Source organism: Pseudobutyrivibrio sp. UC1225 (assembly GCF_900115215.1).
In the GTDB taxonomy this organism is placed as follows: domain Bacteria; phylum Bacillota; class Clostridia; order Lachnospirales; family Lachnospiraceae; genus Pseudobutyrivibrio.
This window is the reverse complement of sequence record NZ_FOVQ01000001.1, coordinates 250,802-266,965: the sequence shown is the minus strand read 5'-3', so window position 1 is coordinate 266,965 and position 16,164 is coordinate 250,802. Positions and strand designations below refer to the sequence as shown.

17 protein-coding genes are annotated in these 16,164 nt (G+C 38.8%); all 17 read left to right on the top strand.

Annotation, left to right across the window (positions count from 1 at the left end):
• The first annotated feature begins 17 nt into the window (after positions 1-17).
• The 17 genes from BMZ41_RS01310 (at position 18) to BMZ41_RS01230 (ending at position 16,157) form a co-directional block, all read left to right on the top strand.
• Positions 18-2,276, top strand: a complete 2,259-nt coding sequence (locus BMZ41_RS01310) for an ABC transporter substrate-binding protein (protein ID WP_090166346.1) — start codon at positions 18-20, stop codon at positions 2,274-2,276.
• Between the two features lie 224 nt (positions 2,277-2,500).
• Positions 2,501-3,490, top strand: coding sequence for an ABC transporter permease (locus tag BMZ41_RS01305; RefSeq protein WP_090166348.1), 990 nt, complete (start codon positions 2,501-2,503; stop codon positions 3,488-3,490).
• Positions 3,491-3,503: 13 nt separating this feature from the next.
• Complete coding sequence (locus BMZ41_RS01300) at positions 3,504-5,036, top strand: ABC transporter permease (RefSeq protein WP_090526484.1); 1,533 nt, start codon at positions 3,504-3,506, stop codon at positions 5,034-5,036.
• 13 nt (positions 5,037-5,049) lie between these two features.
• Positions 5,050-6,195 carry an ABC transporter ATP-binding protein gene (locus BMZ41_RS01295; protein WP_090526482.1) on the top strand — a complete coding sequence of 382 codons (1,146 nt, stop codon included), beginning with the start codon at positions 5,050-5,052 and terminating at the stop codon, positions 6,193-6,195.
• On the top strand, positions 6,188-7,171 hold the full coding sequence (locus BMZ41_RS01290) for an ABC transporter ATP-binding protein (protein ID WP_090166352.1): 984 nt from the start codon (positions 6,188-6,190) through the stop codon (positions 7,169-7,171). The genes BMZ41_RS01295 and BMZ41_RS01290 overlap by 8 nt, the downstream gene beginning before the upstream one ends.
• Positions 7,172-7,173: 2 nt before the next feature.
• Positions 7,174-7,560, top strand: a complete 387-nt coding sequence (locus tag BMZ41_RS01285; RefSeq protein WP_090166355.1) for a hypothetical protein — start codon at positions 7,174-7,176, stop codon at positions 7,558-7,560.
• A gap of 9 nt (positions 7,561-7,569) precedes the next feature.
• Positions 7,570-8,088 (top strand): ribosome maturation factor RimM, encoded by a 519-nt coding sequence (gene rimM, locus BMZ41_RS01280; protein ID WP_090166357.1) that lies wholly within the window; start codon positions 7,570-7,572, stop codon positions 8,086-8,088.
• 1 nt (position 8,089) lies between these two features.
• Positions 8,090-8,794, top strand: a complete 705-nt coding sequence (trmD, locus tag BMZ41_RS01275; protein WP_090166360.1) for a tRNA (guanosine(37)-N1)-methyltransferase TrmD — start codon at positions 8,090-8,092, stop codon at positions 8,792-8,794.
• Between the two features lie 100 nt (positions 8,795-8,894).
• Complete coding sequence (gene rplS / locus BMZ41_RS01270) at positions 8,895-9,245, top strand: 50S ribosomal protein L19 (RefSeq protein WP_028246997.1); 351 nt, start codon at positions 8,895-8,897, stop codon at positions 9,243-9,245.
• Between the two features lie 118 nt (positions 9,246-9,363).
• The gene (gene lepB / locus BMZ41_RS01265; protein ID WP_090166362.1) at positions 9,364-9,960 is read left to right on the top strand and encodes a signal peptidase I; all 597 of its coding nucleotides are present in this window, start codon (positions 9,364-9,366) and stop codon (positions 9,958-9,960) included.
• A gap of 9 nt (positions 9,961-9,969) precedes the next feature.
• Positions 9,970-10,809 (top strand): ribosome biogenesis GTPase YlqF, encoded by an 840-nt coding sequence (gene ylqF, locus BMZ41_RS01260; RefSeq protein WP_090166365.1) that lies wholly within the window; start codon positions 9,970-9,972, stop codon positions 10,807-10,809.
• A gap of 158 nt (positions 10,810-10,967) precedes the next feature.
• Positions 10,968-11,501, top strand: coding sequence for a signal peptidase I (gene lepB / locus BMZ41_RS01255; protein WP_090166759.1), 534 nt, complete (start codon positions 10,968-10,970; stop codon positions 11,499-11,501).
• A gap of 2 nt (positions 11,502-11,503) precedes the next feature.
• Entirely contained in the window at positions 11,504-12,268 is a 765-nt protein-coding gene (locus BMZ41_RS01250; RefSeq protein WP_090526480.1) for a ribonuclease HII, read from the top strand.
• 17 nt (positions 12,269-12,285) lie between these two features.
• The gene (locus tag BMZ41_RS01245) at positions 12,286-14,163 is read left to right on the top strand and encodes a flagellar hook-length control protein FliK (protein ID WP_090166369.1); all 1,878 of its coding nucleotides are present in this window, start codon (positions 12,286-12,288) and stop codon (positions 14,161-14,163) included.
• Between the two features lie 18 nt (positions 14,164-14,181).
• Positions 14,182-14,478, top strand: coding sequence for an EscU/YscU/HrcU family type III secretion system export apparatus switch protein (locus BMZ41_RS01240; protein ID WP_090166371.1), 297 nt, complete (start codon positions 14,182-14,184; stop codon positions 14,476-14,478).
• Between the two features lie 6 nt (positions 14,479-14,484).
• Entirely contained in the window at positions 14,485-14,844 is a 360-nt protein-coding gene (locus BMZ41_RS01235; protein WP_090166373.1) for a YraN family protein, read from the top strand.
• Positions 14,838-16,157, top strand: coding sequence for a DUF512 domain-containing protein (locus BMZ41_RS01230; protein WP_090166375.1), 1,320 nt, complete (start codon positions 14,838-14,840; stop codon positions 16,155-16,157). Before BMZ41_RS01235 ends, BMZ41_RS01230 begins: the two co-directional genes overlap by 7 nt.
• The last annotated feature ends 7 nt before the right edge of the window (positions 16,158-16,164 follow it).

Below are 16,164 nucleotides of genomic sequence, written 5' to 3'. Positions count from 1 at the left end.
TAATAGGAGGAATTCTTATGAAAAAGAAAAAGATTGTTTCGCTTCTTCTTGTAGCTACAATGGCACTTTCTATGGTTGCTTGTGGCAAGAAGGCAGACGATGCTGGAAAATCAGAATCCGGCGCAAGCAATGGCTCTGACACTCCACTTGTTATCGGTTGGGATGCTATGAGCCAGAAATTCAGCCCATTCTTCGCTGAATCACATCCAGATATGTATTTGGATGATAAGTGTGTACAGATTGGTCTTCTTGGAGTAGACCGTGCTGGTCAGTATATCTTAGAAGGTATCGATGGCTATAAGGCTGAGTACAATGGTACAGAGTACACATATTACACACCATCTAATATCAAGGTTAACGAGAATGAAGATGGCTCAGTTACTTATGATATTGAGATTAGAGATGATTTAAAGTTCTCTGATGGAGAGCCTGTTACTATCGATGATGTTATCTTTTCATTCTATGTAGTATCAGATCCTACATATGATGGACCTTCTACATTTGCTTCACTTCCTGTAAAGGGAATGGAAGAGTATAGAAGCGGTGTTTCTACACTTTCTACTCTTATTGCTGAGGCAGGTAAGGACAACACAGATTTCACTAACTTCACAGAAGAGCAGCAGAAGGCTTTCTGGGATGCAGTTGAGACAAAGGGTGCTGAGTTCACTCAGTCAATCGTTGATTATATGGTAGAAAATGCTGGTGTTGCAGAAGGAGATGTAACAGCTGCAGCTGCAGGTTGGGGCTTTGAGCTTCCAGCTGGTGCTACTACAGAGGATTTCTTCCTTGCAATTGGTGAGCAGTATGGTTGGAATTTTGCTTCTATGGATAAGGAAGCAGCTTCAGTTACAATCGCTGATTCATTCCCAGCAGATGTAGTTGCAATGTCTACAACAGGTGTTGAGACTGGTGAGTCTGCAGATCATATCGAAGGTATTGTTAAGACTGGTGATTACTCAATGCAGATTACTGTAGAAGAGTTCTCTGCTCCAGCTATCGAAAAGCTTGGTACTGCAATTGCTCCATTACACTACTATGGTGACAAGTCACTTTATGACTATGATAACAACAAGTTTGGTTTCCCTAAGAACGATCTTTCAATTGTAAGAGAAAAGACTACTAAGCCACTTGGTGCTGGTCCTTACAAGTTTGTAGAGTATAAGAACAAGGTTGCTTATCTTGAAGCAAATGAAAATTATTTCCTTGGTGCTCCAAAGATTAAGTATCTTCAGTTTAAGGAGACACAGGAGGCTGATAAGATTCCTGGTGTACTTCAGGGAACAATCGATTTAGCTGAGCCTTCAATGTCTAAGGCAGCAGCAGAGCAGATTGCTGGTGAGAACTCTAATGGAGAGCTGGCTGGTGATGTTCTTACAGCTACACTTGCTGATAACCTCGGTTATGGTTACATCGGTATGTGTGCAAAGAATGTTAAGGTTGGTAATGATCAGGGTTCAGAGGAATCTAAGAATCTTCGTAAGGCTATCGCAACAGTTATTGCTGCATACCGTGATGTAGTTATTGATTCATACTATGGAGATGCAGCTGAAGTAATTCAGTATCCTATCTCTAATTCTTCTTGGGCAGCTCCACAGAAGTCTGACCCAGATTATGAAATTGCATTCTCTAAGGATGTAAATGGTGATCCAATTTATACAGATGGTATGTCAGATGATGAGAAGTACGAGGCAGCTCTTAATGCAGCACTTGGTTACTTCGAGGCAGCTGGTTATACAGTTACAGATGGTAAGCTTACAGCAGCTCCAGCTGGTGCAAAGCTTTCATACGAGGCTATGATTCCTGGTGGTGGAAACGGTGATCATCCAGCATTTGGAATTCTTACAGGTGCTAAGGAATCACTTGCAAAGATTGGTTTTGAACTTGTAATTAACGATCTTTCAGATTCTTCAGTTCTTTGGGATGCTCTTAATGCAAAGACTGCAGAAATGTGGTGTGCAGCTTGGGGTGCTACTCCAGATCCTGATATGTATCAGGTATACCACAGCAAGGGTGGTACAACTCACTATGAGGTAAACGAGCCAGAGCTTGATGCTCTTATCGAAGATGCTAGAACTAGCGATGATCAGTCTTACAGAAAGGCTGTTTATAAGGAATGTCTTGATTATATTGTAGATTATGCAGTAGAAATTCCTACATACCAGAGACAGAATGCAGTTCTTTACTCATCAGAGAGAGTTAATATTGATTCTCTTGTAAAGGATCCAACACCATTCTGGATTTGGATGGATGATCTTGCTACACTTGAGATGAAGTAATTTAAGTATTCTTTATTTCCTAGGGCTTGTGTATAATAGCCCTAGGAAATATTTTGCTTAATTTTTTGATTAAAACTACCTTTAATAAACTCAAATAATAAAGGTATTTTATGATGGGATGAGTTATTGAATTTGGTAAAGGGCATTAGTCCTTTATTTGTCTCACCATAAAATATCTTTATTTATGAAATAAAGGGGAATAATAAGAAAGGAATTTTAGTGTCATGAAGAAATTTGTGATCAGACGATTATTATTATCAATCGTTATCTTGTTCTTCGTATCGATGATTATCTATGCAATCATGAGATGCATGCCTACATCTTTCGTAGAACAGAAAGCTATGGCTCTTTCACAGAAGCCAGGAGCAAAGAGCTATCAGGAGTGGCTCGATCAATTAAACGCAGCCTATGGTTTGGACGTAGGTATTGTACAGGGATATCTTAAATGGTTTGTTAAGCTTATTACTCAGCGTGATTTTGGTGATAGCTGGTACTTCAACATGCCAGTACTTGAGAAGTTTTCTAGTGTAATTTGGTATTCATTTGCACTTTCACTTGCTTCATTTATCCTTGAGATTTGTATAGCAATTCCTCTTGGTGTTATTGCAGCAAGAAAGCAGTATTCTGGTGCAGACTATGCCATTACAGTATTTGCTCTTATCGGTATTTCACTTCCAAGCTTTTTCTTTGCAACTGTTCTTAAGTGGATTTTTGCTGTAAAGCTTAATATTTTTGATTTATATGGTATTGTAGGTCGAAATTACATGAACCTTTCTACCGGTGGAAAGATTCTTGATATGGCATATCATCTTGTGCTTCCTGCAATTACACTTACTATTGTTAGCGTTGGTTCATTGATGCGTTACACACGTACAAATATGCTTGAGGTACTTAATGCAGATTATATTCGTACAGCTCGTGCAAAGGGTCTTCCTGAAAGCAGAGTAGTAAATTACCACGCATTTAGAAACATTCTTATTCCAATTATCACCTTGCTTGGTGGAACTTTGCCTGGTCTTTTTGGTGGTGCTATGATTACTGAGACATTGTTCCAGATTCCAGGAATTGGATACACATCATATCAGTGCATTATTCAGGGTGATATTCCTTTTGTAATGTTCTATATGTTATTCTTTGCAATGCTTATTCTTTTGGGCAACCTTATTGCTGATATTCTTTATGCAGTAGTTGACCCACGAGTAAGAGTTAATTAAGGAGGAAAGTAACGTGAGTGAAGAAAAGAATGTAAATAATAGCGAAGAGCTTGCGCTTGATGATGCTAACCGCGTTCAGGTACTTTCTCCTGGAATGATGGTTGCAAAGCGTTTCTTTAGAAACAAGCTTGCAATTACAGGTCTTGTTATTATTATTTGTATGTTTTTATTTGCCTTTTTAGGTGGTGTTGTTGTTCCTTATTCTCAGAGTGAGGTTTTCTATACATCTGAGGAGATGAAAAAGGATTATGCTGGCGCAACAGAGATTACTGAGTACCAGGTTTTTGCAAATGACGGTGTTGAGCTTCCAAAGGATATTAGCTCAAAGCTTATCCGTGCACTTGTTAAAAAAGAGCCTACAATCGAGACTCGTGATGGTTCTACATTCGCTCTTAATGAGTTAAATAATGATATATTTGAAATTGCCAGTGCTGATGGAAGCAAGAGCCTTGCTTATGTATGCAAGCTTCAGGCTTATGCTCCTGAAGGTGGCTTAGTAGAGTCTGGTCTTACAGCTGCTATGGTTGCTGCAAGAGCTAATGGCGAAACAAGCTTTGATTATAACGGTGAGTCATACACAGTAGAGGAGCATGGCTCTGGTACAATGGTTAGAAACGCTTCAGGAGAAGATGTTGCCTATGTTACATCTTACAGTATCAATGCTGTAGAAAATGGTGTTGCTATTTCTATTGATTTCAGAGAGGCAGTTGTTAAAGCAATCGCTGATAATGCTGAATCATTTGATTTTAATGATGAGGAATATCAGGTGGCAAATACAAATGGTCAGTATGAGATTACTAAATATAAGAATACAAGCGTAATTAATCAGTTCGAACGTCCTTCTTCAAAGCACTGGGTTGGTACAGATGCAAATGGTATGGATCTTCTTGCGCGTCTTATGTATGGTGGTAGAATTTCCCTTCTTATTGGTTTCGTAGTAGTAGCAATCGAGCTTTGCCTTGGTATTATTGTAGGTGGTTTCGCTGGTTACTTTGGAGGTTGGGTAGATACACTTCTTATGAGACTTGTAGATATTATTTACTGCGTACCTTCAATGCCACTTTACCTTATCATCGGTTCAATCATGGACTTCTACAAGGTAGGCGCTGGTGTGCGTATTTTCTACCTGTGTATCCTTATGGGTCTCATCGGATGGGTAGGTATTGCCCGTATCATTAGAGGACAAATTTTATCACTCAGAGAGCAGGAATTTATGACAGCTTGCGAGGCTTGTGGTATCAGCATTAAGAGACGTGTGTTCAAGCACCTTATTCCTAATGTAATTCCACAGCTTGTAGTATTTGCTTCAATGGATATCGGTTCAGTTATCCTTGCTGAGTCAACACTTTCATTCCTTGGACTTGGTGTTAAGTACCCAGCAGCTTCTTGGGGAAATATTATCAATGCAGTTAACGATTCATATGTAATGACAAACTACTTATTCGTATGGATTCCAGCTGGTATTCTTATTCTACTTACAGTACTTGCATTTAACTTTATTGGTGACGGCCTTCGTGATGCTTTCGATCCAAAGATGAAGAGATAATAGAGGTGATAACATGGCAAAGAAAAATGTAAATTATATATCAGCCAAGGAATCCCGTAAGATTTCAAAAGAGAATCGAAAGATTACAAAGGAATTCGAGGCTAAGAGAAATAGAAAGCATATTCCAGAAGAGGAATATATTACAAAGATGAAGAACACAGAGAACTGCGTTGAGTTTGATGATGTTCATACATACTTCTTTACTGATATCGGAACAGTAAAGGCTGTAGATGGTGTTTCATTTAACGTACCACAGGGTAAGACTGTTGGTATCGTAGGTGAGTCAGGCTGTGGTAAGTCAGTTACATCACTTTCTATGCTTCAGCTTGTACAGCGTCCACAGGGGCAGACAGTTTCAGGTGAAATTCGTTTCAACTCTGGTGACGAGTGTGTCAATGTTGTAAATGCCCCAGCATCTAAGATGCAGGAGCTTCGTGGAAACAAGATGGCTATGATTTTCCAGGAGCCAATGACAGCACTTAATCCTGTATTCAGAGTAGGTGCTCAGATTGATGAGGTTATCAAGCTTCACCGTCCAGAGATGACAGATGATGAAGTAAAGGCTCGTACAATCGAGATGCTTGGTATGGTTGGTATCGCCAACAAGGAAGGCGTTTATAGCATGTACCCACATGAGCTTTCAGGTGGTATGAGACAGCGTATCTGTATCGCTATGGCTCTTGCCTGCGAGCCAAAGCTTATCGTAGCTGATGAGCCTACAACAGCTCTTGATGTTACTATTCAGGCACAGATTCTTGACCTTCTTCGTGATCTTAAGGACAGAATCAACAGCTCAATCATGCTCATCACTCACGACTTAGGTGTTGTTGCTGAGATGGCTGATTATGTAGTTGTTATGTATGCTGGTCGTGTAGTTGAAAAGGGTACAGCAAGAGAAATCTTCAAGGACCCACGTCATCCTTACACAATTGGTCTTATGAAGTCTAAGCCAGTTGTTGGACAGAAGGTAGATGAGCTTTACTCGATCCCTGGTTCTGTTCCAAACCCAGTTAACATGCCAGATTATTGCTATTTTAAAGATAGATGTGATATGTGTATGGAATGCTGCAATGGCGAGTTCCCTGAGGAATACTATATCTCAGATACACACATGGTAAGATGTTACAGATGCAAAGAGGAGGGTGAGAGACATGAGTAACGAGAAAGATTATATCTTAGAAGTCAATCACCTCAAGAAATACTTCCCTATAAAGGGTGGCTTCTTTGGCGGTGTAACAGGAAATGTAAAGGCTGTAGATGACGTTTCATTTAAAATCGAAAGAGGTACTACAATGGGTCTCGTAGGTGAGTCTGGTTGTGGTAAATCTACTACAGGTCGTACAATCCTTCGTCTTTTAGAGAAGACTGACGGTGAGGTTATCTTCAATGGCGAGGATGTAAATGCTAAGAGCAAAAAGGAACTTAGAGAACTTCGTACAAAGATGCAGATTGTTTTCCAGGATCCTTATTCATCACTTTCACCACGTCTTCCAATCGGTGAGATTATTGGCGAGGCAGTTAGAGAGCATGGTCTTGTTCCTGCTGCTGAATACGATGAATACATCTCAAAGATTATGAAGGAGTGCGGTCTTCAGGAGCACCATAAGGATAGATATCCTCATGAGTTCTCAGGTGGACAGAGACAGCGTGTATGTATCGCTCGTGCACTTGCGCTTAATCCTGATTTTATCGTATGTGATGAGCCAGTATCTGCTCTTGATGTTTCTATTCAGGCGCAGGTAATTAACCTTCTTAGAAAGCTTCAGAAGGATAGAGGCCTTACATACTTATTCATTTCACATGACCTTTCTGTTGTAGAGCATATCTCTGATACAGTTGGTGTTATGTACCTTGGCGGACTTGTTGAGACAGGTAAGACAGAGGATATTTTTGCAAATCCTCTTCATCCTTATACAAAGGCACTTTTCTCAGCTATCCCAATGCCTGACCCAGACCTTAAGAAGGATAGAGTAATTCTTGAAGGAGATATTCCATCCCCTGCTAATCCTCCTAAGGGATGTAAGTTCCATACAAGATGTTCAGAGTGCATGGGCATTTGTAAGGAAGTTGCTCCAGAGCCAAAGGATATGGGTAACGGACATGTTGTAAGATGTCACTTATATGATGATAAATAATTATGAATGATTTTGGATATTTAAGAACGATTATATCTTCTGATTCATCAGAAGTATTACAGCATGCTTTCAAGTCTCTCAGCAATGAGGGACTTGAAGTCTATGTGCAGGATTTAAAAAATCGCTTTTATTTAGCTAATGAAAATCTTGTTCACAAGAGTAGTGTATTACTTGTTCCTGCTGCAGATTGGGATTTTGCAGTTGAAATTCTTACTAGTGTTGGGCTTGAAAAATACCTTACAGAATGTATAATTCCTGAGGGAGCAAAATCTGAATTGGATATTGCTGTAGAAAAGTATTACAAAAAGCGAAAATGGACTTATATCGAAGCAGGTGTTATTATCGTGGTAGCACTTTTATATTTTTTAATTAAGATTTTTACTAATTAGGAGGCATATTTGGAAGAATTATTTCAGGTTGGTTCAATTACACAGACTCATGGTATTAAAGGAGAGGTAAAGGTATTTCCTCTTACAGATGATATTTCCCGTTTTAAGGGTATGAAGCATCTTTTGTTAGATGGCGGCAAAGATGGCTATATAGAGCTTGAAGTAGAAAACGCCCGTCCACAGAAGAATCTTGTTATTCTTAAGTTTAAGGGAATTGATAATATCAATGATATCGAAAAATATAAGGGCAAGGGTCTTTACGTCACAAAGGAAAATCGTGTAGCTCTTAAAAAGGATGAATATTTCATCGCAGATTTAATTGGCTGTGAGGTATATACAGATGAAAATCCTGATGAGAAGTTTGGTGAGATATCTGACGTAATGGAGACAGGTGCTAATGATGTCTATGACATTGAGCTTGTAAATGGAGGAAATGTTCTTCTTCCCGCTATCAAGGACTGTATCTTGAAGGTAGATGTGGATGCACGTCGAGTAGATATACATTTATTGAAGGGATTGATGGATTAGCATGAAGTATTATATTTTAACCCTTTTCCCAGAAATGATAGAGGATGCCTTGAATACCAGTATTTTAGGTCGTGCCAAGAATGCTGGTGCAATATCTTTTGAGGCAGTTAACATTCGAGATTACACTCTTGATAAGCATAAAAAAGTAGATGATTATCCTTATGGCGGTGGTGCAGGCATGGTTATGCAGGCTCAGCCTATTTATGATGCCTATAAGGCTATCTGTGAGAAGGCAGGTCATAAGGTTCATTGTATTTACCTTACTCCCCAGGGGCAGCTTTTTAAGCAGCAGAACGCTAAAGAGCTTGCGCTCAAAGAAGATATTTGCTTATTATGTGGCCACTATGAAGGCATTGATGAGCGTGTATTAGAGGAAATAGTAGATGAGTACTATTCAATTGGCGATTATGTACTTACAGGTGGTGAGCTTCCATCCCTTGTAATGATAGATGCAATATCTCGTATGGTACCAGGTGTTCTTACAAATTCTGAGTCAGGAGAGGATGAATCATTAGAGAACAACTTATTGGAATATCCTCAGTATTCCCGCCCAGAGACATGGAATGATAGAAAGGTTCCACCAATTTTACTTTCTGGTGACCATGCAAAGGTAGATGCCTGGAGAAAAGAGCAGTCAATCCTTAGAACTAAAGAAAGACGTCCAGATTTATATGAGAAATATTTAGAATCTAATGTTGATAAATAGCACAATCCGTGTTATTATACTAGAGTTGCTAAAAGAAGAGATGGTCCTCTGATATGCAATAGGGCATTTCAAGAACGTCGCGAGTTTAGGAGGAAATAAAATGAACGCAAACGAGATTATTAGAAACATCGAAGCTGCTGAGCTTAAGGCAGAGCTTCCTGAGTTCCAGGTTGGAGACACAGTTAAGGTTTACGGTCGTATCGTTGAGGGTAACCGTACTCGTACACAGGTTTTCGAGGGTACAGTTATTAAGAGACAGGGCGGCAGCAACCGTGAGACATTCACAGTTCGTAAGTCATCAAACGGTGTTGGTGTAGAGAAGACTTGGCCACTTCACAGCCCTAACGTTGAGAAGATCGAAGTAGTTCGTAAGGGTAAGGTTCGTAGAGCTAAGCTTTACTACCTCAGAGATCTTACAGGTAAGAAGGCAAAGGTTAAGGAGAGAATCTAATCTCGAAATTCATGGAACAGTCACTAAATGTGGCTGTTCTTTTACTTTTAAGGACTTTTAATGGAAATTATACTCAAAGTGCGGTATATTTATACTAAAGATTAAAAAGGGATATTGTATGTTTTCATCAGATAAAGGATTTTTAAAAGGTAGATTATTTAAGAAAAAAGACGGTCTTAACTTTAGGAGAAGACGTAGAAAGATAGATTTTGATAAGGTTAGATATATTCTAATCTTTGCTTTGGAATTGGCTCTTGTTATTGCCTTAGCTTATGGCGTGGTAATTTCTTTCGGAAAACAGGTAGAATGTGCTAATGCATCTATGGAACCTACCTACCAAACATCCGATATATTACTTGTAAATACTATTGCTTACAAGTTTTCTAAGCCTCAGCAATCAGATGTCATTGCATTCAAGCCAAAATCTAATGTAAACGCCAGTTATAGTGTAAAAAGAGTAATCGCAACTCCTGGAGACACTATATACATTAATAATGGCCGTATTTATATAAATGATGAGCTTTACAAAGAAAATCTTGAAGTAGAGCGAATTGAGAATCCTGGTATTGCTGCTGCACCAATTACTCTTATGGAGGATCAGTATTTTGTTCTTGGAGACAACCGTAATTCTTCCGAGGATTCAAGATACGAAAGTGTGGGCTTTGTTGCCAGTGAAGATATTTTAGGAAGGGTATGGATGAAATATCCATTCTAGAGGTGATTTATGGAATTTCAATGGTATCCAGGGCATATGACGAAAGCAAAGCGTCAGATGCAGGAAGATATTAAACTTATAGATTTAGTAATAGAGGTTATTGATGCTCGTTGTCCAGTTTCCAGCCGTAATCCCGATATTAACGGCCTTGCAAACGGAAAGCTTAGACTTATTCTTTTGAATAAATCTGATTTAGCAGACAAGAGCGTCAATCAAAAATGGAAAGAATACTTTAAAGCACAGGGATTCTACTGCGTAGAGCTTGATTCCCGTGACAGAAAAAACATGAAGGGTGTGCAAGCTACATTAGATGAAGTTTGCGCAGCTAAATTTGAGAGAGACAGAAAACGTGGTATTAAGAATAGACCTGTAAGAGCCATGGTAGTTGGTATTCCAAATGTAGGAAAGTCTACATTTATCAATTCCTTTGCCGGAAGAGCAGTTGCTAAAACTGGAAACAAGCCAGGTGTTACAAAGGGTAAACAATGGATTAAGCTTAATAAATCAGTAGAGCTTTTGGATACTCCAGGTATTCTTTGGCCAAAGTTCGAAGATAATACAGTTGGACTTCACTTAGCATTTATTGGTTCTATTAACGATGCAATAATTGAGACTAGAGAGCTTTCTTTAGAGCTTGCAGATTTCCTTAAGGAGAATTATCCAGGAATACTTAACAAGCGCTATGAGATTAATGAGGATGCTGTTAATCATGAAATCATCTCTGAAATTGCTGCAAAAAGAAACTTTGTAAAGAAGGGTTCGGAGCTTGATTTTGACAAAGCAGCAGCAGTATTGATTGACGAATTCAGAAATGGAAGCTTAGGAAATATATCACTTGAAAGGCCGTAAAAATGAACAACGTAATTGACTTTAACGAAGAAGAACAGATTAAAAAGGATATTGAAAGAGCTAGACGTAATGTAGATAACTCTCCTTCTGAGACAAAACCTTCAAGAAGCAAAGGTGAAGTTTTTGAAGAGGAAGAAGAGCCTATTACAAAGGGTGTTATTGTTAGAGAGATACTCAGCGTAATCATAAACGTACTGGTTTGTTTTTTAGTTGTATTTTTGATTACACAGTTTATCGGTCAGAGAACTGTTGTTAGTGGTTCTTCTATGGAAGATACACTTACAGATGGCGACAATCTTATTGTAGATAAAATTAGCTACAGAATTCATGATCCAGAGCGTTTTGATGTGGTTGTATTCCCATATAAGTACGAGGAGGATACATACTATATCAAAAGAGTTATAGGTCTCCCAGGAGAATGGGTTTATATTGATGGTTCTGGAAATATCTATATAAATGATGAGCTCCTTGAGGAAAGCTATGGTACTGAGACTATCTTAAATGCTGGTTTAGCAAATACAGATATTCTCCTTGGACCAGATGAGTATTTCGTTCTTGGTGATAATCGTAACAACAGTACAGATTCAAGATTTGAAGCTGTTGGAAATATAAAGGGAGATGATATTGTTGGCAAGGCTTGGCTTAGGGTTTATCCTTTTAAAGACTTTGGTCTTGTAGACAATATTGAATAATCATGAGCGAAAAGAAGATTACTGATATTCAAAAGGAATTCAAAGCGGCGGATATTGATATTCTTCCTGATTTTATTCAGGAATATATCGATGATGGAAGACCTGGCGTTTCTAAGATTATTGGTCAGGCTCAAAAAAAGATGGAAAAGTTACGTCTCGAAAAGGAGCGTATCGAACGTCTTAAAGAATTCGAATACAAATATTGGGAGCAGTATGATTTCATCGGTGGTATAGATGAAGTTGGAAGAGGTCCTCTTGCAGGTCCTGTTGTTACTGCTTGCGTTATTTTACCTAAGGACTGTGACATACTTTACATCAATGATTCGAAAAAGCTTTCTGCTGCAAAACGTGAAGAGCTTTACGAAGAGATTATGGAAAAGGCAGTTTCCGTTAGTATAGGTGCTGCATCAGAAGCTCGAATTGATGAAATCAATATTCTTCAGGCTACTTACGAAGCAATGAGACAGGCCATTGAAGAAAGCAAGGTTGAACCTCAAATGCTTCTTAATGATGCGGTAACAATACCACAGGTAAAAATACCACAGGTTCCTATTATCAAAGGTGATGCTAAATCAATTTCTATCGGTGCTGCCAGCATTATTGCTAAGGTTACCAGAGATAGAATGATGGTTGAGTACGATAGTATTTATCCTGAATATCATTTTGCAAATAACAAGGGATATGGTTCAGCAGAGCATATTGAAGCTTTGAAAAAATATGGTCCATGTCCTATACATAGAAGATCTTTTATAGGAAACTTTGTTTAAGTTTGCAGGGGTGAGTTATGAACATCAATACTGGGCTTAATCCATATGGTAACGGCTACAATATTAACGCTGCCGATACCACAAAGATGAGCCAGAGTCAGTCTCTTACAGGTTCTGTTACAGACAACCTAAAGGAGGGAGAGATTTTCGAAGGCTCTGTCAATTCTGTTGATAATGGCAAGGTTACTATTGGGCTTGCCAATGGTCAAACTATGACTGCACGTCTGGATTCTGGCGTTAGTCTTGTGCCCGGTCAGTCTGTTTTCTTTCAGGTAAAGAGTAACGACGGGAATTTAGTTCAAATTCGTCCCGTTTCTTTGAATAGCCTTGATGCTAATCCCACACTTCTTAAGGCTCTTGATATGGCGAATATTTCTGTTAATGAAAGGACCATAAATATGGTCAATTCTTTGATGCAGAATTCCCTTTCAATTAATCCTGAAAATTTGACAGTTATGAATAGAGCTATGCTTAATAATCCTCAGGTGGAACCTCAGACCCTTGTCACCATGGCAAAATATGGGCTTGAACTTACGCCTGAGAATATTTCCATGTTCCAAAACTATGCCAATGATAAAGCTGCTCTAGCTAATAATTTTGATATAATTTCTGATATGCTTCCTGAATTGATGACTTCTGACGAGGTCTCTACCAGTGACGTTATCAGTTTAAACAACCAGTTAAGAGATATATTTATTGATGGTGCTGAAGAAGCATCTACACCAAGCATAGCAACCCAGGGGCAGTTTAGTGAAGAACAGGCTGTACAGCAAACAAATCAGGAAGCCATGCAGGTACAGAATTTCAGCAACAGTGGAAATGAAGGTATAAATCCTCAAGTGATTGGTGCACAGCAGAATTCTGTAGTGACAGAAAACTTAAATCAGCTTCAGGGACAGGTTATTGCTGAAGTTGTGGCTGATGAGCAGGCTGCTGAAGGCGCTGAAATTGCCAAAGAAGCAAATACTCAGCAACAAGCTCAGGTTGTAGCAGAGCAGACAAAAAATGCTGTTATACAGGAGAATATTGGTACACAGACGCTAAATAGTTTTGCCGGTGAAAAACAGATTGCTTCCTTTAATACAATACTAAGCACAATGCCTGATTTTCCTAAGGATAATCTTGAGATTTTCGGAGAGGACGGCACATTAAAGGCAGATGCCAATATAAAAGAGGTCTTTCGCGAAATATCGGATTATTTAAATGAGCATCCAGATATTCCAAAAGAGACATTAAATGATATAATAAAGGCTCCGCTTTATAAGGGGCTACTCAAAAATCTAATTGCTGACAGTTTCACTATGGAGCCAAAGGATGTAACCAAGGCAGGTCAGCTATCAAAGTTATATGAGAGAGTTCTTAAGCAGACAGAAGCATTAGAAAAGCTTATGTCCAGCTTTAACAATAAAGCTGCTGAGACTATTAAGAATCAGACTACAGAAATAAAACAGAATATCAATTTCATGAATAATGCTAATGAAATGTATAACTTTGTGCAGATTCCTCTGAAAATGTACAATCAAAATACAGATAGCATGTTATATGTTCGTCAGAACAAAAAAAGCAGTTATGAAGAAGGTGAGGAAATCACAGCATTTCTTCACTTTGATATGGAGTATTTAGGGCCTACAGACGTTTTCATAGCTTTAAAAGAGATGAAGGTAGGTTGTAAATGGAATCTTGCTGATGAGTCTGCGTTAAAGCTTATAGAGGACAATATTGATATTCTAACTGAAAGGCTTGCCGCAAAAGGCTTTACATGTACCTCAGAGATGACTTGTGGTCAGCCAAAGACAAGCTTTGTGGAGGATTTCTTAGGAGCACCTCCAATAGAAACAGAAAATACAAATAAAGATGGTATAGTTCATAGATACAGCTTTGATATGAGAGCATAATAATCGTGAGGACTTATTATGGCTGGAGAAAAGGAAAAAACATTCGACAAAAATAAAACAGCGGTTGCACTTTCCTATGAAGCTGGAGATGCTGCGCCTAAAATCCTTGCTTCCGGTAAGGGATATGTGGCAGAGCAGATTATCGAGGAGGCTAAAAAGGCAGATGTTCCTTTTTATCAGGACAACGAGCTTGCTCAGACTTTGAGTAAGTTAAACATTGGTGATGCCATTCCTCCGGAGTTGTATGAGGTTGTTGCGGAGATTTTAGTCTTTGTAAACGACATGGAAAAGCTTAAAGCTAAGCTTGGAAGATAAAGATATATGAATAATAGAAGACAGGGAAATGATTTCGAAGGCCTTGCTGCAGATTATCTAAAACGCAATGGTATGTGGCTTCTGGAACAGAATTATTACTGTAAAATGGGCGAGATAGATATTGTCGCAAAGGATGGAGAATATCTTGTTTTTGTAGAAGTGAAATATCGCAAAAACAAAAGGGCTGGCTCTGCCGCCGAAGCTGTAAACTTCAATAAAATGAGAAAAATCTCACGATGTGCTGACGTTTATATGATGCAACATAGAGTGAGTGGAAATACAAGTGTCAGGTTTGATGTAGTAGCAATTGAGGAAGGACATTTAACGCATTATAAAAATGCATTTGAGTATATACCAATATGTTAAATTCAAGTCATAAAATTAAACAGGTAATGGAAGGCTCACCAGCACATTTAGCTGGGCTTGTACCTGGAGATATTATTACAAAAATAAATAATGTAGAGCTGGTAGATATCTTTGATTATCATTATTATTCTGATGATGCAGATATCACGGTTGAGCTTCTTCATGAAGATGGCAGCACAGGTGTTGTTATCGTGAAGAAGGAAGAAGGCGAGGACCTTGGCGTCATTTTCTGTAACGGTCTTATGGATGATTATAAATCCTGCTCTAATAAGTGTGCATTCTGCTTTATTGATCAGATGCCACCTGGTATGAGAGAAACTCTTTATTTTAAGGATGATGACACTCGTCTATCATTCTTACAGGGTAACTATGTCACTCTTACAAACATGAAGATGGCTGATTTGGATAGAATTATTGCATATAAGCTTGGACCTATTAATATTTCTGTTCATGCCACAAATCCAGAGCTTAGAATGAAGCTTTTACATAATCGATTTGCCGGAGATATACTGGATAAGATTAGAAAGCTTTATGAAGCTGAGATTCCTATGAATGCTCAGGTAGTTTCATGTCCAGGATTGAATGACGGGCCAGAGCTTGATAGAACAATTGGAGATTTACTTCAATTTGCACCAGTAATGAGTTCAATGTCGGTTGTTCCTGTAGGTATTACAAAGTTTAGAGATGGGCTTTTCCCACTGAGAACCTACACTGCTGAGGAAGCAGGAGCTGTCATTGACCAAATTGAAAAGTGGCAGAAGATTGCCATGGAAAAGGTGGGAAACCACTTCGTTCAGGCTTCAGATGAATGGTACATTTTAGCAGGTCGTCCTCTTCCTGAGGCAGACAGATATGATGGCTTTATTCAGCTGGAAAATGGTGTAGGAATGCTTCGTCTTTTAAAGGAGGAAGTATTAGATGCTTTAGAGGATATTAAGAAGCCATTCTTCATGAAGCGTCGCAAGGTTACCATTGCCACAGGAAAACTTGCAGCACCATTTATGCAGGAGCTTGGAGATATAATTACTGAAAAGTTTAATAAAGTTTCAGTAGAGGTTGTGCCTATCACTAATGATTTCTTCGGAGAGGAAATTACTGTTTCAGGTCTTATCACAGGACAGGATCTTATTGCACAGCTTAAGGACAGAGATTTAGGAGATAATCTTCTTTTATCATGCACAATGCTTCGTGCACAGGAAGAGGTTTTCCTTGATGATATAACACTTTCAGAGCTGGAGTCAGCTTTACAAGTGAAGACCCGTATTGTACAATCAGACGGGCGTGATTTAGTTTACGCGATAATCGGACGTTAATTCAGAA